Origin of the sequence: Vibrio sp. Vb1337 (assembly GCF_033338715.1) — a bacterium.
In the GTDB taxonomy this organism is placed as follows: domain Bacteria; phylum Pseudomonadota; class Gammaproteobacteria; order Enterobacterales; family Vibrionaceae; genus Vibrio; species Vibrio alginolyticus.
The window spans coordinates 57,803-78,526 of the sequence record NZ_JAWOTD010000011.1; the positions used below are offsets into that span (position 1 = coordinate 57,803).

Below are 20,724 nucleotides of genomic sequence, written 5' to 3' on the forward strand. Positions count from 1 at the left end.
AGTATTAAATAAGTATAAACTAATGTCTATTCGCAATTTAAAAGATGGATCTAAAAAATCTTGGTTATGTGAATGTTACCCACAAGGCCGCACTGGTAAACGCGTTCGTAAACGCTTTGCAACTAAAGGGGAAGCTACTGCATTTGAACTGCACCTAATGAAAGAGGTGGATGACAAGCCATGGCTAGGTTCGAAACCTGATCACCGCAGATTATCTGATTTAGTCGAATTGTGGTTTAAGCTGCATGGTAAGAATCTCAAGTCAGGTGCTCATACTCTCCTGCGCCTAGAAAGTATGGCTTTCGACTTGGGAAACCCTATCGGTTCGCAACTTAATTCAAAGCAACTTGCCACTTATCGAGCTAGCCGTGCCAACAAAGGCAGAGGCCAGCAACACAAAGAACTTTCTATCGCTTCGAATAACGTGGATTTTGGGTTGCTAAAAGCGATGTTCAATAAGTTAATAAAGCTTGGTGAATGGAAACTACCGAATCCGGTTGGCGGTATAGAGGCAATAAAGAAGCCAGAGTCCGAACTTGCGTTTCTAACCGAACAGGAAATTCGCTACTTGTTTGAAGTGGCTCAACAAAGCCCAGTTGGTGATGAACTAACGAAGATATATAAAATATGTCTAGCGACAGGAGCACGAATCAGAGAAGCGATTTATCTGAAAGGCACTAACCTGACGAAATACCGCATCACCTACAACAATACCAAAGGCAAACGGAACAGAACGGTGCCGATTTCTGAAGAGTTGTATAACCAAATTTATAAGCCAACCAATGGCCGGCTTTTCACTTGCGGTTACGGCGTAGCATACAAATGGCTAACTAAAGCCCTACCCCATTTACCGGAAGGTCAAGCGACTCACGTCTTACGTCATACCTTCGCAAGCCACTTTATGACAAATGGTGGCAACATTCTTGTATTGAAGGAAATCCTCGGCCATCAGCATATCGATCACACGATGATTTACGCTCATTTTTCACCAAATCACCTGAGTGATGCCGTACGCTTTAACCCACTAACAAATCTTAGTATCTAGCCGGCAATTATGGCGACAAAAAGGCGGCACAGGTCAGCTTTTATCGTTATTCATAGGTCACAGTCGGATTGATGAGTTACTAACACTCTATATATCGCAAGGGATAGCAACGATTAGGAAGGTTAGGCAAGGTGGCGGCACATAGTAAAGCTTTATGTTCATTCCACTAACCTAAAAAGAAAAAGGAGCCAGTACGGCTCCTTCGTATTCTATCGCTAAATGTGAGTATTTACGAATTACTCAGCTTGATCTTCAGCGCGCGCTGCTGCTTCTTTGATTAGAGGCTGCAGTTCACCTTTTTGGAACATTTCTAGAATAATGTCACAACCGCCGATAAGCTCACCTTCAACCCATAGTTGAGGGAAAGTTGGCCATTGCGCGTACTTTGGTAACTCAGCACGGATATCTGGGTTTTGCAGAATGTCTACGTAAGCGAACTTCTCACCACATGCCATTAGTGCCTGTGACGCTTGAGAAGAGAAACCACAGCTAGGTAGTTTCGGTGATCCTTTCATGTACAGCAGGATTGAGTTTTCAGAGATCTGCTGTTTGATTTTGTCGATAGTTTCCATCGCTTCCTCATTCATGGGTTTGAACTTTATTTATTTGCCACATTCTACTCAATAACGACAGAATAAAAACCATATAATTAATAAGGCTTAATTTTAGGTTGCTTATTGGCGAGCAATGCAGCACTTCACCACTGCTAACCTCTTAAAATATTTTCATATCGGGGTTTTAATAAAGTAAAAACTTGCTAAAATACTTAGCAAGTCAGCCTTAAAGGCGACATAGCTATAAAAAAACACTGGAAGCAATCGAAAGGTCATCCTTTCAAATCAATGGAGAATCGAGTAATGGCATTTGAACTACCAGCTCTTCCTTACGCGAAAGACGCACTAGAACCACACATCTCAGCAGAGACTCTAGACTACCACCACGGTAAGCACCACAACACTTACGTTGTTAAGCTTAACGGTCTTATCCCTGGTACTGAGTTCGAAGGCAAAACTCTAGAAGAGATCATCAAGACTTCTACTGGTGGCGTATTCAACAACGCAGCGCAAATCTGGAACCACACGTTCTACTGGCACTGTCTTGCTCCAAATGCGGGCGGCGAGCCAACTGGCGCAGTTGCAGACGCAATCAACGCAGCATTCGGTTCTTTTGAAGAATTCAAAGCGAAGTTTACTGATTCAGCAATCAACAACTTCGGTTCTTCATGGACTTGGCTTGTTAAGAAAGCTGATGGCTCTCTAGAGATCGTTAACACTTCTAACGCTGCTACTCCTCTAACAGAAGAAGGTACAACACCACTTCTAACTGTTGACCTATGGGAACACGCGTACTACATCGATTACCGCAACGTACGTCCTGATTACATGAACGGCTTCTGGGCTCTAGTAAACTGGGACTTCGTAGCTGAGAACCTAGCGAAGTAATATACTTCCCCCTAAGTTCAATTTAGTCTTATTCAAAAGCTCGCTATTTAGCGGGCTTTTTTTTTTCGCCTTCCCTAGCACCTTTAAATAATTCCCTCTTTTACTAAAGTTCTTCTTATCCACGCCGTTAAAAGAGCATCGAGCGAGGAACATCATGCAAATTCATACGTTAGACAAAGCTGCAATTATCAACGAACTTCAGTTCGGTAATGGTATTAACCATGCCGTACACGAAGGTCGTCGTGCGGATTTCTCGCTGATTCTGTCTATGTTCTCTAATGATGTTCGCGATGTGGTCCCAGTTGAAGAGGTCCAGGAAGTCATCACCAGTGACAGTATTCTTCGCCAACAATTGGGTTTATCGCAACCTCAAGCTCTTCGTTCTGATAGCAGCAGCTATGAACTCGCAGCTGAACAAGCGAAACAGTTTCACGATGCAGGATTGCCTTCCGCAAAGCTGAGCCATTACCTAAAACCAGATGCGCTGACTTACCTGCCTGAAGACACATTCAACCTACCAGAGGAGGTTTATCACAACCTATCTGGTCATGAGCGACGCAGATTGGGCGAACGCAACAAACAACTGATCCCAGATGCTGGGCTATATAATCAGCTAGTGACGGCTCAACGTCAGCATCAAATTCAAGCTAAAGCATAGAGATCCGCTTTTTATCCAATAGCTTGCAATACCTACACGTCAGAAATGTGACGTCTTACAAATTACCGCACAATAGTCCTCACTCGAAAGCGTTAGTTTGAAGCCTTTCACACTGAACTCAACGAATTTCAACCATGCTATTAGCACAAACCACTGGTGTATTGTTTTTCACATATGGATACAGTGAAGGTGCTATGGATATCAAAGAATCAATTATTCTCGTCACGTCTGCAGGTTCGGTTATAGGAAGAACCTGTGCAAATCACTTTGCTCACCTTGGAGCAACGTTGATTCTTTGTGACCAAAATTCTAGCGCTTTGAGAGCGAGCTATGAGCAAATCAGCGCTTTCACTGACAAAGTGTATGCGATGAATGTGTGTAGTGATAACACAACGTCCATTAACTTATTGTTTGACCAGATAGAATCACAGCTACGTGCGACACCAGATGTGATTGTTAATTGCTGGACCAGCTCTCCTATGCCTGGCTTAATGGCGCCAGAACCAATGAGTACTTACATTGATCACTTGTCGTCTGCGGCACGCTTCCTTTATACCTACGGCCAAGTAGGAGCAGAGCGCTTTCGAGCCAGAAACAAGAAAGGCGTCATTGTTAACGTCATTTCTCATGACAACCATGAAGACTTTACGGGAGTTGAAAGCATGGCGGCGTTGGTGTCAGGTTTTACTCACAGCTGGGCAAAAGAACTCACACCATTCAACATTCGAGTGGGCGGCGTTATTCCCTCGGTAAATCATACAAAAGAAGAGCTCAACGAGAGACACTGGGCTGAGATCCAAGACGAACTAGTCCGCAACACAGCATACATCGTCGCGAATGAATACTTCAGTGGCCGAGTAGTTGCGACCGAAGTGTAAGCATACACAGCAACTCTGTTTTCCCAAGCCAGATGTAACTCCTGCACCAAAATAAAAAAAGCCCCAGTCACTTGACTGGGGCTTTAACCTTTTCCCGATTAAGGTTCCGTGCTAGCGAAAACCTTGCTCACTCGATTTTTTAATTACGCGTCAGCTTTTTCTTTCTTTGCTTTAGGTGCTGCTTTTGCTGCTTCTTGGTCTGCTTTCTTCTTGATAACAGTTGTACCTTCGAAAGTTTCGCCTTCAACAAATGCTTTACCGTAGTAAGAAGCCATCAACACATCTTTAAGTTCGCTGATTAGAGGGTAACGTGGGTTCGCACCAGTACATTGGTCATCGAACGCTTCTACCGCTAGCTCATCCAGTTTCGCTACGAAATCTGATTCAGCAACACCTGCCGCTTGGATAGACATTGGGATGTCTAGGTTAACTTTTAGTTCATCCAACCATGCTAGTAGACGTTCAATCTTCTGAGCAGTACGGTCACCTTCTTGGCTTAGGCCTAGGTGGTCAGCAACTTCAGCGTAACGACGACGTGCTTGTGGACGGTCGTATTGAGAGAACGCAGTTTGTTTAGTTGGATTGTCGTTCGCGTTGTAACGTACCACGTTAGAGATAAGTAGTGCGTTAGCTAGGCCGTGTGGCAAGTGGAACTCAGCACCCAGTTTGTGAGCCATTGAGTGACAAACACCTAGGAATGCGTTCGCAAATGCAACACCAGCGATAGTAGCTGCGTTGTGTACTTTCTCACGAGCGATTGGGTCATTTGCACCGTTCGCATAGCTTGATGGTAGGTACTCTTTTAGCATCTTAAGTGCTTGAAGAGCTTGGCCATCTGAGTATTCGTTAGCAAGAACAGAAACGTAAGCTTCTAGAGCGTGAGTTACTGCATCGTAACCACCAAATGCTGTTAGAGACTTAGGCATGTTCATTACTAGGTTCGCATCAACGATTGCCATGTTTGGCGTGATTTCGTAGTCAGCTAGTGGGTATTTCGCACCAGTCTTGTCGTCAGTAACAACCGCGAATGGAGTAACTTCTGAACCAGTACCTGAAGTTGTAGTGATACATACAAGCTCAGCTTTTTTACCCATTTTAGGGAACTTGTAGATACGTTTACGGATGTCCATAAAGCGCATTGCTAGTTCTTCAAAGTGAGTTTCTGGGTGCTCGTACATTACCCACATGATTTTCGCTGCATCCATTGGTGAACCACCGCCTAGCGCTAGGATAACGTCAGGTTGGTAGCTAGCCATTTGAGCCGCACCTTTTTCTACTACAGACAGTGTTGGGTCAGCTTCAACATCGAAGAATGTTTGAACTTCCATGCCTTGAGCTTTTAGTAGGCTTACTACGTCATCTGCGTAACCGTTGTTGAATAGGAAACGGTCAGTTACTAGGAATGCACGTTTCTTACCTTCTAGGTCGCCCAGCGCGATTGGAAGGCTACCACGACGGAAGTAGATTGACTTAGGTAGTTTATGCCACAACATGTTTTCAGCTCGCTTCGCTACAGTTTTCTTGTTGATTAGGTGTTTAGGACCTACGTTCTCAGAGATAGAGTTACCACCCCAAGAACCACAACCTAGCGTTAGAGATGGCGCAACGTTGAAGTTGTACAAGTCACCGATACCACCGTGAGTAGTCGGGATGTTGATTAGGATACGAGCTGTCTTCATCTTGTCACCGAAGTAACGGATACGATCAGCGTTAGTATCTTGGTTAGTGTAAAGACCAGATGTGTGGCCGATACCACCAATCTCAACCATAGTTACCGCTTGAGCAACCGCGTCTTCGAAGTTGTCAGCACGGAATAGACCTAGAGTTGGAGATAGTTTCTCGTGAGCGAATGCGTCATCGTGAGATACTTTACCCAGACCTTCACCAACAAGAACTTTAGTGTCTGCTGGAACTTTAACGCCTGCCATTTCAGCGATTGCTGCTGCTGGCTGACCTACGATTTTCGCGTTTAGCGCGCCATCGATAAGAAGAACTTTACGAACTTTATCAGCTTCTGCTTTGCTTAGGACATACGCTTTGTGAGAAGCAAAACGCTCTTTCACTTCGTCGTATACTTCGTCAACTACGATTGCAGCCTGCTCAGAAGCACATACTACACCGTTGTCGAAAGTCTTAGACATAAGGATAGAAGCAACAGCACGTTTGATGTCTGCTGTTTCATCGATAACAACAGGAACGTTACCTGCACCTACACCGATTGCTGGCTTACCAGAAGAGTAAGCGGCTTTAACCATGCCTGGACCACCAGTTGCAAGGATAAGAGCGATGTCATCGTGTTTCATTAGAGCGTTTGAAAGCTCAACAGAAGGCTGGTCGATCCAACCGATGATGTCTTTTGGTGCGCCTGCTGCTACTGCTGCATCTAGAACGAGTTTAGCTGCATCGTTAGTTGAGTTTTTCGCACGTGGGTGTGGTGAGAAGATGATACCGTTACGAGTCTTCAAAGAGATTAGAGATTTGAAGATCGCTGTAGAAGTTGGGTTAGTCGTTGGTACGATACCGCAGATGATGCCTACAGGCTCAGCGATAGTCATAGTACCTAGGTTGTCATCCTCTTCTAAGATGCCACACGTTTGTTCGTCTTTGTATTTGTTGTAGATAAACTCAGAAGCAAAGTGGTTCTTGATTACTTTATCTTCAACAATACCCATACCAGATTCTTCTACCGCTTGTTGAGCTAGCGGGATACGGGCCTGGTTAGCTGCAAGCGATGCTGCACGAAAGATTTTATCTACTTGCTCTTGAGAGTAAGTAGCGAACTCTTCTTGCGCTTTCTTAACGCGAGCAACCATTGCATCTAGTTCAGCCATATTAGTTACAGGCATAGGGAATCTCCTAAAATTAACAAATATTAAAAACTTTTTACTAAGGCTATTACTTATCGTTTTTACTGTTTATCAGTCACTTAGAAAACAAACGTCTTAGTAAATTGCTTTCAGGACTGAGTATAATATTTCAGAGTGTGAAAAAAATTGACTTGGATCAGTTCTCACCACCTAAATACTACCAAAGTGGTGCCTCATCACACCAAAATGACATAAATCACTGATAAACAAATAAATTAACTCTCATTTTTTATTGAGCAAAAAAGAAGCAAATGGACAAATAAATAAAAGAAACTACAACAACCTGTAAAAAAGTTTCATTTTTGACCAACAAAATTACATGTAGGCCCAATTCTTTGTGCTACTGAGAGTATATCGAACCGAATACATCTCTCTACAAACTACCTTGGTTTTTATCAAAAATGTGCGAATGTTAACGTTTATGTAAAACAGTGCAATTTATCAGCAACTTTATACGTAACATTTCCTTTCCAGATTAGATACAGTTTATTAAAGAATTAGTTTTTCTCACTTAAATGGCAGGGAATGCGTTAGTTTTTTTCATTTCTTACAACCTAACTTTTGCCTTACATTACGCCCAAATTACCCCTTCTCCTTTTCACTAATGTGAACTTTGATGAGTACGCAACATGCAAACTTTTGAACTTGCTATCTTCTTGCAGTTTTTTCTCGGTTTGGTCGCCGCAGTAAACCCTGTTGGTATCATGCCTGTGTTTGTGTCACTAACCGGGCATATGACACCAGACGAAAAGCGCAATACGGCAACAACAGCAAATGTGGCTGTTGCGATCATCCTGATCATTTCGCTTTTTGCTGGTCAGTTACTGTTAGACATGTTCAGTATTTCTCTGGATTCGTTTCGTGTCGCTGGCGGGTTGCTATTACTTAGCATCGCATTCTCGATGATGAGCGGTAAACTGGGGGAAGATAAGCAGAACAAACAAGAGAAAACGGAATACGTCAGTCGTGAACAGATTGGTGTGGTCCCTCTTGCAATGCCTTTAATGGCAGGTCCTGGTGCAATCAGTTCGACTATTGTTTATGGTGCACGCTACCCAAGCATGTTCGATACCGTGGGCATTAGTATTACGATTGGTTTGTTCTGCCTTTGTTCATGGCTATTATTCCGTTCTGCCCCATTGATCGTACGATTTTTAGGTCAAACTGGAATCAACGTCATTACTCGTATCATGGGTTTGATATTGGGCGCGCTTGGCATAGAGTTCATTGCGAATGGCTTACGCAACTTATTTCCAGGATTAGCCTGAGTTTCTATAAAATTGTATGATAGAGCGATTCAACAATGGATCGCTTTGTCATGACGACTGACTCTCTTAAACATACTCTATATGTCACCATTTTTGGTACTCATACCAAAGCTGGTAAAACGTTCGATATTGCTCTCATTATCGCGATCATCAGTTCGTTAATCGTACTGGTGTTAGATTCGATACCCTCCGTTCGGGCCGAGTGGGAAAAAGAGCTGAAGTTTATTGAATACACATTTACTGGCCTATTCACGATTGAATACCTTCTAAGGCTTTATTGCTCTCCTAAACCTGCCGCCTACGCAAAGAGTTTTTATGGTGTCGTCGATTTACTTGCGATTTTGCCCACCTATTTAGCACTCTTCTTCCCATCCGCTTCGTTTATGGGTGTGATCAGGGCGCTGCGAGTGATGCGAATATTCCGCATACTCAAGTTAGTCCGATACCTCCAAGAGTCCAATATCCTCTTACGTTCACTGCTTATGGCGCGCAGAAAGATTTTTATCTTCTTTAGTTCCGTCGCCATTATGGTAACGATTTTCGGCTCATTGATTTTTATCATTGAAGGACCTGAAAACGGATTTACTAGCATTCCTAAAAGTATTTATTGGGCGATCGTGACCATCACAACGGTTGGTTATGGTGACTTGGTCCCTCAAACAGACCTAGGTAAAGGGCTTGCATCACTCACCATGTTACTGGGTTATTCCATTTTGGCGGTACCTACAGGTATTTTCACTGCCGAACTGCACCAAGAGATGCAATCGCACAAAGTATTGGTGAAATGCCCAAACTGCTCCCACGCAGGGCACGACTCTGACGCAATTTACTGTAAACATTGTGGTAGTGAACTGGCCGATCCAGACAAAAGAGTCGTTCGAACGGAAGACGACGCATGAAAAAAGAGCTCCCTAAGGAGCTCTTTTATTTTGTCATCAAATAAAGGATTGATGTGATTATGCTTTCTCAGACAGAATAATTCGCAGAGTACGACGCAACGGCTCCGCAGCACCCCAAAGCAGTTGGTCACCAACAGTGAAAGCATTTAGGAAATCATCACCCATTGCCATCTTACGTAGACGACCCACTGGTACAGACATTGTGCCCGTAACTTTTGCCGGTGTTAGCTCTTGAGCAGTGATGTCACGGTCGTTAGGAATCACTTTCACCCAATCGTTATGAGTGGCGATGATTTCTTCGATTTCGTCCATTGGTACATTTTGTTTAAGCTTGATAGTAAGTGCTTGAGAGTGACAACGCATCGCGCCAATACGCACACAAGTACCGTCAATTGGAACAGGTGAACTTTGAGAACCCAAAATTTTATTCGCCTCAGCGCCCGCTTTCCACTCTTCTTTACTCTGACCATTATCGCGCTTCACATCGATCCATGGGATCAACGAACCAGCTAGTGGCACACCGAACTTATCGGTAGGGAAAGAGCCGCTGCGCATTGTATCCGCGACTTTCTTATCGATATCTAGGATAGAGCTTGATGGGTTTGCAAGTTCAGAGCTAACAGAGTCATTGATAACGCCCATTTGCGAGATCAATTCACGCATATTTTGCGCACCAGCACCAGATGCGGCTTGGTAAGTCATTGCGCTTGTCCACTCAACAAGGCCTTTCTCAAATAGACCACCTAGCCCCATTAGCATTAAACTAACCGTACAGTTACCACCGACAAATGTGTTCGTGCCACCGTGGATGCCTTGTTGGATTTGCTTTAAGTTCACTGGATCAAGTGTGATGATCGAATCTTCAGCCATACGTAGCGTAGAGGCCGCGTCAATCCAGTAGCCTTTCCAACCAGCCTGACGAAGTGCAGGGAAAACTTTTTCTGTGTAGCTACCACCTTGACAGGTGATTACCGCATCAAGCTGTTTTAAGCTTTCAATATCATACGCGTCTTGCAGTAAGCCTGCGTCTTTTCCTAAGTTAGGAGCAGGAATACCAACTTGAGAAGTACTGTAGAATACTGGTTCGATTAGGTCGAAGTCTTTCTCTTCAACCATACGCTGCATAAGGACTGAACCAACCATACCGCGCCAACCAACTAAACCAACTCTCATCGTATTAACTCTCCATGTATTAAAAAACCTACCCCATAGTTAATTTTTCACAGCAAAATCTCAACCCCTATTTTGTAAATAAGCGCGTTTTTTAACCTTTTCCTCTGAAAAACCGGGTTACACGAGATTTTTTAGTGTTTGGTTTGCGGTTTTAACCATTTTTCAAGTAGGGAAAGCACTTTAGCCCCCTAATTGGTCTTACCACTCAATGAGAAAATAACACATGAAGCACAATAATTTCACATTACACAACATTTAAAACCAAAAAAGTTAAAACAAACCAACAGTTAATTTCACAAGCAAACGTTTTTACCGACGAACATCAAGATAAAACACCAAATGTTCGAAATATAATTTTTGTTAATGTATGTTATGCGCGATTACAACAAGGAGCGCCTTCCTCTATTGCTCCAAGATTGACAGAGGCACATATGAAGCAAGTTACACCACGCCTACCAAGCTTGATACAGGTATTTATCTCGCTCGGTTTATTTCTCCTGCTGGCATTTTCGTTCACAGCCAAGCTAGACCTACCGATTCAGCTAGCGCTATACATCGGTTGGTTCATTGTCATGATATTGGGCATAAAGCTTGGCCATCAGTATAAAGATCTGGAAAAAGCAGCACTAAATGGCATTTCCAATGGACTTGGAGCCGTTTTAATCCTTTTGGCCGTTGGCGCGCTTGTAGGTACTTGGATCTCTGGTGGTATTGTTCCAACCATTATTTACTACGGCCTTAAAGCAATCCACCCTTCCATCTTTTTGCTCGCGACCATGATCATCTGTTCATTGACTGCGCTAGCGACTGGCACATCTTGGGGTGCGGCTGGCACGGCAGGTATTGCAATGATGGGTATCGGTCAAGGTCTTGGTGTTCCTGCGCCAATCACTGCAGGTGCCGTACTTTCAGGCTGTTACTTTGGTGACAAAATGTCGCCTCTATCGGATTCAGTAATCCTTGCTTCATCTATGTCTAACGTTGAAGTGATGGAACATATTAAAGGCATGTTGCCGATAGCACTCATTAGCTACATTATTACAGGCATTATGTTTACTGCATTTGGCTTCCACTACGCAGGTCAAGTTGACATGAGCCAGGTAGACTCTGTCATTAAAGCGATGGAACAGCAGTTCTACATCACCCCTTACTCATTTGTTCCTGTGATCATCGTATTGTCACTTCTAGCGATGCGTATGCCTTCATTCCCAGTGATCAGTTTTGGTTCTCTGCTAGGTATTATTTGGGCAGTGATGATCCAAGATGTCGATTTCCTAACCGCGTTCAACACGGCTTGGGCTCCGTTTGCAATCTCATCTGGCGTAGATTTCATTGACTCAATCCTTAACCGTGGCGGCATGTCTTCAATGCTTGGGTCGGTAGCGGTTATCGTATTCGGCCTTGGTTTTGGCGGTCTACTAGATAAAGTAGGCGTGCTAGAGACTATCGCGAAGCTGTTTGAAAAACGCGTTCAAAGTGCAGGTTCATTGGCAACAAGCACAATTGGTACGGCCTTTATGGGCAACGTATTTGGTTCAGCGATGTACGTTTCACTTATTCTGACCCCAAAAATCTGTGCGAAGAACTATGACCGTCTAGGCTACAAACGTAAGAATTTGTCTCGTAACGCAGAATTTGGCGGCACGCTAACCTCAGGTATGGTCCCTTGGAGTGACAACGGTATCTACATGGCCAGTATTTTGGGTGTTGCTACACTGTCTTATGCCCCGTTCATGTGGCTGAGTTTTGTATGTATCATCGTAACGATCTTCACTTCTTACATGGGTTGGTTTGTTGATAAGTGTGAACCAACAGCAGAAGCAGTTGAAGAAGCTGAAGGCGAATTAAAGCAGCAAACCGCTTAACTTCGCAGAGATAGGAAGAACCTCCCTTCCGAATTCAATACTAAAAAAGAGCGCTTTAAAGCGCTCTTTTTTTTATTTCCAAAACAAATCGTTAGCTTTGTTTTACTGGCGTTTTTACGGCTGCACGCTTCCCAAACCAATAGCCCAAGCCAAGCGGTGCAAAGAATATAACGGCAATGAACAGAATAAAGTAGATGATGGTACTTTTGACAAGTTCAATCAGCTTAGTCATTGCGAGATTCACAACCTCTTGCGACACTCGATCCATATCTTGAGCAAACTTCTCGCGCTCATGGGTAATGATCTGTGCGATTTCTTGACGTTCTCTGGCAACCATCAGCTCTATAGCTTGGCGTTCTTCACCCAACTGAGATAAACGCGCCTCCGTCCTTTGATCGATATCGTCAACCAAAGGTTGTAACTCCAGCGCCATTTGTTCTGCCAAATAACGCATGTACTCTGGGTTGTTATCGATAAAATCCCTCATCGAATCAGCGGTAACTTGCAAACTATTGAGCGCCGCATTGACTTTTTCGATACTGGCAGAGCTATTCAAGGCCAACAACTGCGCTTTCCACGTCATAATTTTTGGTGTCTGTTCTGATACCAGACTTAGACGATCAGAGACATCCCCAAGTGCTTCTGGCATCGTGCCTAGCGTTGTAACGGCTTCCTCTTCGCTAATTTGGTTTGCATCTAACCACCCACGGTAAGCCGGAGTCCTAATCATGCTTAAATCAGCGAATGGATGCTGCTTGGCGAACTCTGCAACAAACGTTTGTGTCTTGATGTATGCTTCTTTCTTCAATAAAGATTGAGCCAGTTTATCTACCTCTTTCGCTAAATAAACGGAAACTAACTTGGCCTCATCAGACGCAAAGAGCTCATTACCCGAAGCGGTAGTAAAGAACTGTTCCATTTGTAGCGTGAAAGTCCATGTATCAATCAGTGCAGCCATTGGGGACACTTGGTATGCAGAAGCTTGGATGCCTTCTTCAGCATTTATCTTCCAAAGTAAAATATAAGATTGATGAACTTTATCATGAGGCTCATATTGTTCGTGTAGTGCGTCTGCTGCTTGCTCAACCTGAGCAAAAAACTGCTGCGCATACTCACGAGTCAAAAGACGCATATTGAGCTCTTGTTTGGTAAGAGGGACGGTTTGACTCTCGATCTTGACTTCGAGCAGGGAGCACCCTGAAAGCATCATAACCAGCCCTATCAACATCATTGAAGACATTCGGCGAACGGACATGAAAACACCTTTAACAAATTGTATAGAACAGGAATAAAGCGAACTAAGTCATATAGTTCGAGCCTTTATTACCTCAACTCTTATGACATTAAGTCAGAGCAATATCAATCTGTTAGCGCTTCTGTTATCTTTTCACTATTGAGAACATTATTAGCAAAAAGTATGGTTTGTTTTAGGACATCATCTAAACATGCCAACTTCTCTTCCGGCACTTTTTGCCCTTGTTTAATCAACAGTTCAATATCACCCGAAATACAGTGCAGTGGCATTGCACCTAAACTCCCTGAGACCCCTTTAAGGCTGTGTGCGGCTCTTTGCGCTTGCTCTTTATCCTCTTCTAACAGCTGATACATTTTAGTGCCATCGCCAGAGTGGTCCTGAATAAAGACCTCCAGTAACATCCGCACAGCGCCCTCGTCACCAGACAGAGAATCTAACATTTTATTGATATCTATGTACGGCTCACGTTCCACTACTTCCACTTGTGATGAATTCACCTCATTACAGCTTTTTTCGTTCATTTGGACGTTTTGAAAATTTTCTGACTGAGCTGAGGGAACAGTGTTAGCTCCATTTTCATCATCGCCAACTTGCTCTGACTTTTTATCATCGGTTCTGGGTAGTGGTATCGGTTGAATCGTTTTTGGGGAGAAGGCTCCCCATGAAATGAGGAAAAGGAGCAAACCACTGATTACAGACAACCAAACAATAAAAGTCATTAGCTTCTGTTCCAACTGATCATTTATCGAAGTTAACTGGTTCGGGAAATCTGGATTAAGCAGTTGATTGGATAAATAACTGCCCTGTGCCTGAGCAGATAGTGCGCTTGAGGTTTGAGCAAGCTGGCGCTGAAGAGCACTTCGCTCTTCGGGAGAGAGCGTCTCTGATTCAATAAAAAGTCGGTCTAAGTCACGGTAAGTATCGCTATTCGTTGCAGAGTCACTAAAGACAGACTCAAAAACAAGCGCACCTAAGCGATAGTACATTGCCTGAATTTGATCAGAGTTTTCTGTTCGAGCACGGCTGCTTCGTAACTGTTCTGCTAACGAAACCAATTCACTGTCACTTCTTACAAAAGCTCGAGCACTTTCTAAAAATCGGTCGGTCGTATAAAGCAATTGAGTGATGTCTGGTGTGATTTTCCCTTCAGAAAACTCACTTTCAAGCTGTAAGCGAACTGCATAAGCCAACTGAAGTTTCAGTGAAATTTGGTCGACGTGTTTAACACGGTAAGGCAGATCGAAGTTAAAAAAGTGCCTGACTTCTTCAACTTTACTTCCTAACTCATTTACAGTCGAAATCGTTTGAATCGTTTGTTTGGCTTGCAGCCAAATGCCAAGTGCTAAAACACACCACAAAACGAACCAGAACCAAACAAACCGCCGTATTTCTTCTTTTAGCTTCAGCAACACTTGCCCCTCGCATATCTCCATTAATTACAAGCATATACTATGGATGTTTCTTATTCACATAAAAAAAGAGAGCCGTTTGCTCTCTTTATTTAACGATATGATTTTAATTGCGACTTAACTGATCTTTTAGATTTGGAGGCGTCCCTTTAATCGTTAAGGTATCCGTCTCTGGATCATAAAAAATACGCTCGCCAAGTAAGAGACTATCGAAGCTAATATTCAAACCACCACCAGCTCCAACAAATTTAGTCAGTTTGCGAACCGTCGCACGATCACCTGGGAAAGACTCTTCAAGTTCGTACCCTTGCTCTTTGGTGAAATCCATAAAGCTCGTGCCATCTTGGCTTTGAGGAAGCTCTCCGGAAAGCTCTGAGATTTGAACTTCATCACCGGATTTAATTTGCTCATTGCAGTAGTCGTAAACTTGTTTCTTGTACTCGTTCACTTCTTGCTTTTCTAGCTTCGAGTCAGCACAAAAATCATCCACCGCCTGCATCAACACTAAGTTTTGTTGTTTAGTATCTAAGCCAATATCCGCTTGCAGAAAATCTAGGAAGAAGTCCGCCACTTTACGGCCAACGCGTCCTTTAATGTATTGCAGATAACGATTGGATTCCTTGTCGGTCTCGTAGCTCGACAGGTCGATGCGTGCGGCAATATCCATTTTGGTGATATCTAAGTAATCTGTCGCACTGATGTCCAAACCTTCGGTCACTTTTAAACTTTGATTCATTGGTAGGATACCGATGAACAAGTAGTCCGTTGCTAAACTCTGATACTCTGCGAAAACCAAGATACCTTCATCCGCAAATGGGTACTTAATCAACTCTTCTTTCAAGCGATTTGCACTAATTTGTGAGAAGTCGTAAAAATCTCGCTCTCCTTTGCGCATTTCTTGAAGCCAAAATTGAAATTCGCTGTCTGACTGGAAAGCGCCAAAACCTTTACCAGCTTTAGAATGGAATACTCGGTGAAGCTCAGCGACTAAGTTTTCTGTAGATGCATCGTTCTCTAATGATGCTGGACGAAAGTTTACAACCAGCTCGTCCTGATCGTTTTTGCACAGTTGATGCAGAATAACGTTTGAAAGATGAAGACTCATAGTGATTTTATCTTGCTACAAGGTTTTAGTTGATGGGCATTGTAGGTTATCATAAGCCGCTTTTACTATCATTATTAGAGTCTTTATGCCGATTACATCTAAATATACTGACGAGCAAGTAGAAAAAATTCTTGCTGAAGTAGCAACAGTTCTTGAAAAACACGCTGCTTCTCCTGAGTTGACGCTAATGATTGCCGGAAATATCGCAACCAATGTCTTAAATCAACGTGTTGCTGCTTCACAACGCAAAGCGATTGCTGAAAAATTTGCTCAGGCGCTGATGTCTTCTTTAGAAACACCAAAAACACACTAATCACGGACAATAGAACACATACATGGTAGACAGCGGAAACTCATACGGCGAACGTGTATCTCGACTAGTTGGTTGGGGTCACTGGTTTGCATTCTTCAATATCGTTGCATCGATGTTGATAGGCACACGCTACATTGTTCAGTCTCCTTGGCCCGAGACGTTACTTGGTCAGTTTTATCTGGCGGTTTCTTGGGTTGGTCACTTTGGCTTTCTAGTTTTCGCACTTTACTTGCTTGTTCTATTCCCGTTGACGTTTATCCTGCCATCGCGGAAGTTGTTCCGTTTGGTGGCAGTGATTTTCGCAACCGTTGGGCAAACCATATTATTAATTGATACCCAAGCGTATCAGTCGATCAATTTGCACTTAACTCCCGTTGTCTGGGAGTTACTATTCAGCGAAGACAAAAGTGCGCTCAGCACTGACCTACAACATTTATTTGTTGTGATGCCGCTGATCTTCCTTATTCAACTCGCACTATCCGAATGGGTATGGCGAAAACAGCGCAAACTATCTCATAAGCACGTAGGACGCCCTCTCGCGGCCGTCTTTTTCCTCAGCTTTATGACCAGCCATTTGGTTTACATTTGGGCAGATGCATATTTTTACAACCCAATTACTAGCCAGCGTTCAAACTTCCCTTTGTCTTATCCGATGACGGCGAAGAGTTTTATGGAAAAACATGGTCTACTTGACCGTGAGGAATACCTAAAACGTTTAGCAGAAAACGAAGGCAACGTAGAGTTAGTCAACTACCCTCTTGAAAAGCTTGAGTTTAACCGCCGAGTTAATAAGCTCAATGTGTTGATGATCAGCATAAACAATTTACGAGCGGATGCGCTTAACCAAGAAGAGATGCCTAACCTCTATGAGTTTGCTGAAAACAATCAGAACTTCCGTAATCATTACAGCTCAAGTAATGATACATACGGGGCCTTTGGTTTGTTCTATGGCTTACCGACCAGTTATGCATCAAGCATCAAGGCGCAAGGTGCTTCCCCAGTATTGCTCGATGTACTGAAAGATCAGGGCTACAACTTTGGTTTATTCAGTGGCAGTGGGTTTGAAGATGATCTCTACTCAGAAATTATTTTCCGCGACTTGAACTTAGCGGAAGACCTAGATGGCACGCAAGCTCATACCGATAAACAATCTATCGCAAACTGGAATACATGGTTAGCAGAGAAAGCAAGTCAGCCATGGTTTAGTTACATCGAAGTCACCACCGTTGATAATTTTGAATCGATTCCTTCAAATAATGACGAAGAAATGCCCGCAAGTGAGCGATTCAAAAAAGCTTATGAATATGCAGTGAAGTCGGCGGATAGAACTATCGCCGGTATTATTGATGAACTAGAAACGACGGGACAACTGACAAACACCATCGTAATCATCACTTCTAATCACGGTAGTGAATTTAACGAAACCAATACGAACAGCTGGGGAGCAAACAGCAACTACAGCCGTTATCAATTACAAGTTCCGATGGTGATCCATTGGCCTGGAATGCTAGCTGGCGAATTTAATCACAGCACAAGTCACTTGGACCTCTCAGTTACACTGTTGCAAGATATGCTCGGCGTATCTTCCAACCCATATGATTACAGTAGTGGTCGCAACCTATTCGATGAAAGTCGTCGTCGCTGGATCTTGGCGGGCGATACTCGCGAGCTTGCCTTAATTACTAGCTCACAAACCACAGTGATCGATAAGTTTGGCAACTACAAGCTGTATGACAAAAACTACAAACGACTTCGAGATGATGCACCGAAGTTGCCAGTTTTGATGCAAGGTTTAACTGAGTTACAGCGTTTTTATTCTAAAAACGATTAATACCTAGCAATCCATATACTATTCAAACTCCCCTTTTTGGGGAGTTTTTGTTTATTTAAACAACACAAACCACAAATTTGCGCAGTAAACATCCAATCAGTTCAACTAGGGGTTTACAACATTTTCAAAGCCTTATATTATGCGCCTCAACAACGGAGAGATGGCTGAGTGGTTGAAAGCACCGGTCTTGAAAACCGGCATACGTTAATAGCGTATCTAGGGTTCAAATCCCTATCTCTCCGCCACTTTTAGAAAAAGCCCGCTAAGAAATTAGCGGGCTTTTTCGCATCTCCAGACTTAAAAGATTTGTACAAATCACTTATCACTTCTTGAACGCAACTAAGCACTCCGCCACACTCCGAAAGAACCCACAAAAAAATTAATGCCCTTTTCGTTCGTTCCAGTGTTGAATCAATTTGATATTTACATCTAGTTGTATCTACTCATCAATAAAGACTTCTTTAGCGGCATTGATAAGCTGCAAATGAATTGGGACGAGGTCAGCATGATTCGTTCGATATCCACCTCCAACGACAGCTGCGACAGGGATACCTCGAGATTTCACTGTTTGCATTAAAAATCTATCACGTTCTAAAATCCCTTGAGTCGACACATCAAAATATCCAAGCTCATCGTCTTGATGTATATCGACACCAGCATCGTAGATAACTAAATCAGGGCGATGAAGATTAAGTGCCATATCGACCACTTCTTTAAACGCCATTAAAAAATCCTCATCACCTGTCCCTCGCACCAAAGGCACATCGAGGTCAGACTGAGGCTTCCTCGCTGGGAAGTTTTTATCACAGTGGAAAGAAAGCGTGATGATATCTGGCTCATCGTCACATAAAGTTGCTGTTCCATCCCCATGGTGAACATCACTATCAATGATCAATACTTTATCGACATGCTCGACTTCGAGCGCTTGCCTGGCCGCGATCACTAAGTCATTAAATAAACAAAAACCACTGCCAAACTCTTTGTGTGCGTGGTGATACCCACCACTCAAATGAATGGCCACACCGTACTCAAGTGCCTTTTTTGCGGTCATAGCCGTGCCCGCTGCTGAAGTTAGCGTTCTGGTAATGAGAGACTCACTCCAAGGAAAACCTATTCGGCGCATCTTCGCAGCTGGCATGTTTCCACTAACAAGTAACTCGACGTATTCCTCGTCATGAACACGCTTTACTTCCCCAACAGTTAATGCTTCGGGCTGGAAAAACTGCGCGTGCTCTTTCCAGTTATCTTTCTCTATATGCACCAATACCGATTCATAGAGGTACTGGTATTTCATAATTGGGTAACGATGCCCCTCTGGCAACTCAAGTTGAGAATAAATCGGGTGGTAGATAAATGGCAGCATGAGAAATTCTTAATAACAATGGTAACGAAATAGTATCAACTTCAAGGGTTGAATAAAACGCAATTTAATTGATAATGATTTTCAATATCAATTAAATTTAATATACATATGAATTCTACTTTCTTTGCTATTCTCGGCGCACTGTTTGGCTCTCTTTGTGCTCTGTCCCTATTTTCATCTCTTGTTGTTGGTGCGTGGTGGTTGGTTGATTTTATGGTGCTTAGCTAACACAATGACTTTCAACTGAAATCAAAAAAACATAGGTGTTTGTATGAGTCAAACCGTCTTTATTACCGGAGCAAATCGCGGCATTGGCCTTAGCTTAACTGAGCTGTACCTGAAGCAAGGCCACCAAGTACATGCTACTAGCCGTTCCTTAGAGAACAGTTCAGAACTACAAACTCTAGCCTCACAATTCAGCAATCTAGTTTTGCACGAACTGGATGTCACGCACTACGAACAAGTCGCTAAGCTTGCCGATAAACTCCCTGCCATCGACTTACTCATCAATAATGCAGGATATTACGGCCCCAAGGGATATGGCTTTGGAAATACTGACGTAGAAGCATGGCGTAAAGTCTTCGAAGTAAACACCATTGCTCCGTTAAAACTGGTTGAGTACTGTTACCCTCGCTTACAACAAGGCAAGATGAAAAAGATTGCTTGTATCTCATCAAAAGTCGGCAGTATGACCGAAAATACGTCCGGCGGCGGCTATATTTATCGCTCATCGAAAGCGGCGCTTAACTCGGTTGTGAAAAGCTTAAGTAATGATTTAACACCTGAAGGATTTACCGTTTTAGCGCTTCACCCTGGTTGGGTAAAAACGGCGATGGGCGGGCCAAATGCTTTGATAGATACGCAAACCTCCGCGCTAGGCCTAGCGAACGTGATAGAACTGAGCACACCGCAGCTTTCAGGTCGATTTATTAACTACGATGGTACTGAGTTACCTTGGTAGCAGCATTAAGACACAACCATCACTAAACCAAATACCATCAAAGCCAGGCTTCATAATCGTGACTTGGTTGGCAAACATAATGTTCATCAGTGATCCACCAGCATAATTCGCGCAATCTAACTTGAATTTATCTACATCCAATCCAGACTTAGGAAAAAGTAGAACAAATAAGGAGAAAGCACGATGGCAGCAGATAGGGATTTGGTTAATTTTAGCGAAGAGCACGAACTAAATTACTGCTTGAGAAGTGCTGGTAAACGCCAAACTCAAGCGAATCGAGATACATTAGTTGACTTGGGCAACCAGGTGAAAGAGGTACTGGACAAACGCGTGTTAACTCAAGGTGAAGTAAGAGGCGCGATCCAAAACCACGGTGATCTGTTCGAGTAATC

General features: G+C 43.3%; 18 protein-coding genes and 1 tRNA gene. 12 read left to right on the forward strand and 7 right to left on the reverse strand.

The genetic code is table 11. The annotated features are described in order from the left end of the window. Positions 1-22: 22 nt before the first annotated feature. The gene (locus R7E42_RS13985) at positions 23-1,045 is read left to right on the forward strand and encodes a tyrosine-type recombinase/integrase (protein WP_213908087.1); all 1,023 of its coding nucleotides are present in this window, start codon (positions 23-25) and stop codon (positions 1,043-1,045) included. Positions 1,046-1,281: 236 nt separating this feature from the next. On the opposite strand, the gene R7E42_RS13990 is transcribed toward R7E42_RS13985, so the two are convergent. Further along, positions 1,282-1,617, reverse strand: a complete 336-nt coding sequence (locus R7E42_RS13990) for a Grx4 family monothiol glutaredoxin (protein ID WP_017635833.1) — start codon at positions 1,615-1,617, stop codon at positions 1,282-1,284. 285 nt (positions 1,618-1,902) lie between these two features. Here R7E42_RS13990 and sodB point away from each other — a divergent pair, with 285 nt between their 5' ends. The 3 genes from sodB (at position 1,903) to R7E42_RS14005 (ending at position 4,023) form a co-directional block, all read left to right on the forward strand. Then, positions 1,903-2,487, forward strand: coding sequence for a superoxide dismutase [Fe] (gene sodB, locus R7E42_RS13995; RefSeq protein ID WP_005396533.1), 585 nt, complete (start codon positions 1,903-1,905; stop codon positions 2,485-2,487). A 154-nt stretch (positions 2,488-2,641) separates the two neighbouring features. Beyond that, on the forward strand, positions 2,642-3,145 hold the full coding sequence (locus R7E42_RS14000) for a VC2046/SO_2500 family protein (protein WP_033907342.1): 504 nt from the start codon (positions 2,642-2,644) through the stop codon (positions 3,143-3,145). A gap of 134 nt (positions 3,146-3,279) precedes the next feature. After that, positions 3,280-4,023 carry an SDR family oxidoreductase gene (locus tag R7E42_RS14005; protein ID WP_005380732.1) on the forward strand — a complete coding sequence of 248 codons (744 nt, stop codon included), beginning with the start codon at positions 3,280-3,282 and terminating at the stop codon, positions 4,021-4,023. A gap of 143 nt (positions 4,024-4,166) precedes the next feature. Here R7E42_RS14005 and adhE read toward each other — a convergent pair whose 3' ends face one another. Next, the gene (adhE, locus tag R7E42_RS14010; RefSeq protein WP_005380731.1) at positions 4,167-6,869 is read right to left on the reverse strand and encodes a bifunctional acetaldehyde-CoA/alcohol dehydrogenase; all 2,703 of its coding nucleotides are present in this window, start codon (positions 6,867-6,869) and stop codon (positions 4,167-4,169) included. A 650-nt stretch (positions 6,870-7,519) separates the two neighbouring features. On the opposite strand from adhE, the gene R7E42_RS14015 reads away from it, so the two are divergent. After that, positions 7,520-8,158 (forward strand): YchE family NAAT transporter, encoded by a 639-nt coding sequence (locus R7E42_RS14015; protein ID WP_005380729.1) that lies wholly within the window; start codon positions 7,520-7,522, stop codon positions 8,156-8,158. A gap of 35 nt (positions 8,159-8,193) precedes the next feature. Continuing rightward, complete coding sequence (locus R7E42_RS14020) at positions 8,194-9,057, forward strand: ion transporter (RefSeq protein WP_005380728.1); 864 nt, start codon at positions 8,194-8,196, stop codon at positions 9,055-9,057. A gap of 57 nt (positions 9,058-9,114) precedes the next feature. Here the strand turns inward: R7E42_RS14020 and asd are convergent, their stop codons facing one another. After that, positions 9,115-10,230 (reverse strand): aspartate-semialdehyde dehydrogenase, encoded by a 1,116-nt coding sequence (gene asd / locus R7E42_RS14025; RefSeq protein ID WP_005380727.1) that lies wholly within the window; start codon positions 10,228-10,230, stop codon positions 9,115-9,117. Positions 10,231-10,661: 431 nt separating this feature from the next. On the opposite strand from asd, the gene nhaC reads away from it, so the two are divergent. Next, complete coding sequence (gene nhaC / locus R7E42_RS14030; protein ID WP_005380726.1) at positions 10,662-12,095, forward strand: Na+/H+ antiporter NhaC; 1,434 nt, start codon at positions 10,662-10,664, stop codon at positions 12,093-12,095. 91 nt (positions 12,096-12,186) lie between these two features. Here the strand turns inward: nhaC and R7E42_RS14035 are convergent, their stop codons facing one another. The 3 genes from R7E42_RS14035 to yejK form a co-directional block, all read right to left on the reverse strand. Beyond that, entirely contained in the window at positions 12,187-13,350 is a 1,164-nt protein-coding gene (locus tag R7E42_RS14035; RefSeq protein ID WP_213911059.1) for a chemotaxis protein, read from the reverse strand. A 104-nt stretch (positions 13,351-13,454) separates the two neighbouring features. Beyond that, on the reverse strand, positions 13,455-14,783 hold the full coding sequence (locus R7E42_RS14040) for an Hpt domain-containing protein (RefSeq protein WP_238844206.1): 1,329 nt from the start codon (positions 14,781-14,783) through the stop codon (positions 13,455-13,457). Between the two features lie 82 nt (positions 14,784-14,865). After that, positions 14,866-15,864 (reverse strand): nucleoid-associated protein YejK, encoded by a 999-nt coding sequence (gene yejK, locus R7E42_RS14045; protein WP_005380723.1) that lies wholly within the window; start codon positions 15,862-15,864, stop codon positions 14,866-14,868. Positions 15,865-15,949: 85 nt separating this feature from the next. Here yejK and R7E42_RS14050 point away from each other — a divergent pair, with 85 nt between their 5' ends. The 3 genes from R7E42_RS14050 to R7E42_RS14060 all read left to right on the forward strand — a co-directional run bounded on the left by R7E42_RS14050 (position 15,950) and on the right by R7E42_RS14060 (position 18,253). Continuing rightward, positions 15,950-16,177 carry a YejL family protein gene (locus R7E42_RS14050; protein ID WP_005380722.1) on the forward strand — a complete coding sequence of 76 codons (228 nt, stop codon included), beginning with the start codon at positions 15,950-15,952 and terminating at the stop codon, positions 16,175-16,177. 22 nt (positions 16,178-16,199) lie between these two features. Continuing rightward, positions 16,200-18,008 carry a DUF3413 domain-containing protein gene (locus R7E42_RS14055; protein WP_005380721.1) on the forward strand — a complete coding sequence of 603 codons (1,809 nt, stop codon included), beginning with the start codon at positions 16,200-16,202 and terminating at the stop codon, positions 18,006-18,008. Positions 18,009-18,162: 154 nt separating this feature from the next. Then, positions 18,163-18,253: transfer RNA gene (locus R7E42_RS14060), tRNA-Ser, on the forward strand. Positions 18,254-18,447: 194 nt separating this feature from the next. Here R7E42_RS14060 and R7E42_RS14065 read toward each other — a convergent pair. Continuing rightward, a complete protein-coding gene (locus R7E42_RS14065) occupies positions 18,448-19,371 on the reverse strand; it encodes a histone deacetylase (RefSeq protein WP_213880849.1) in 924 nt (307 codons plus the stop codon). A 271-nt stretch (positions 19,372-19,642) separates the two neighbouring features. Between R7E42_RS14065 and R7E42_RS14070 the strand changes: the two genes are divergently transcribed. Both R7E42_RS14070 and R7E42_RS14075 read left to right on the forward strand, forming a co-directional pair. Next, on the forward strand, positions 19,643-20,332 hold the full coding sequence (locus R7E42_RS14070; RefSeq protein WP_054575561.1) for an SDR family oxidoreductase: 690 nt from the start codon (positions 19,643-19,645) through the stop codon (positions 20,330-20,332). A 183-nt stretch (positions 20,333-20,515) separates the two neighbouring features. Further along, positions 20,516-20,722, forward strand: coding sequence for a hypothetical protein (locus tag R7E42_RS14075; protein ID WP_005380717.1), 207 nt, complete (start codon positions 20,516-20,518; stop codon positions 20,720-20,722). The last annotated feature ends 2 nt before the right edge of the window (positions 20,723-20,724 follow it).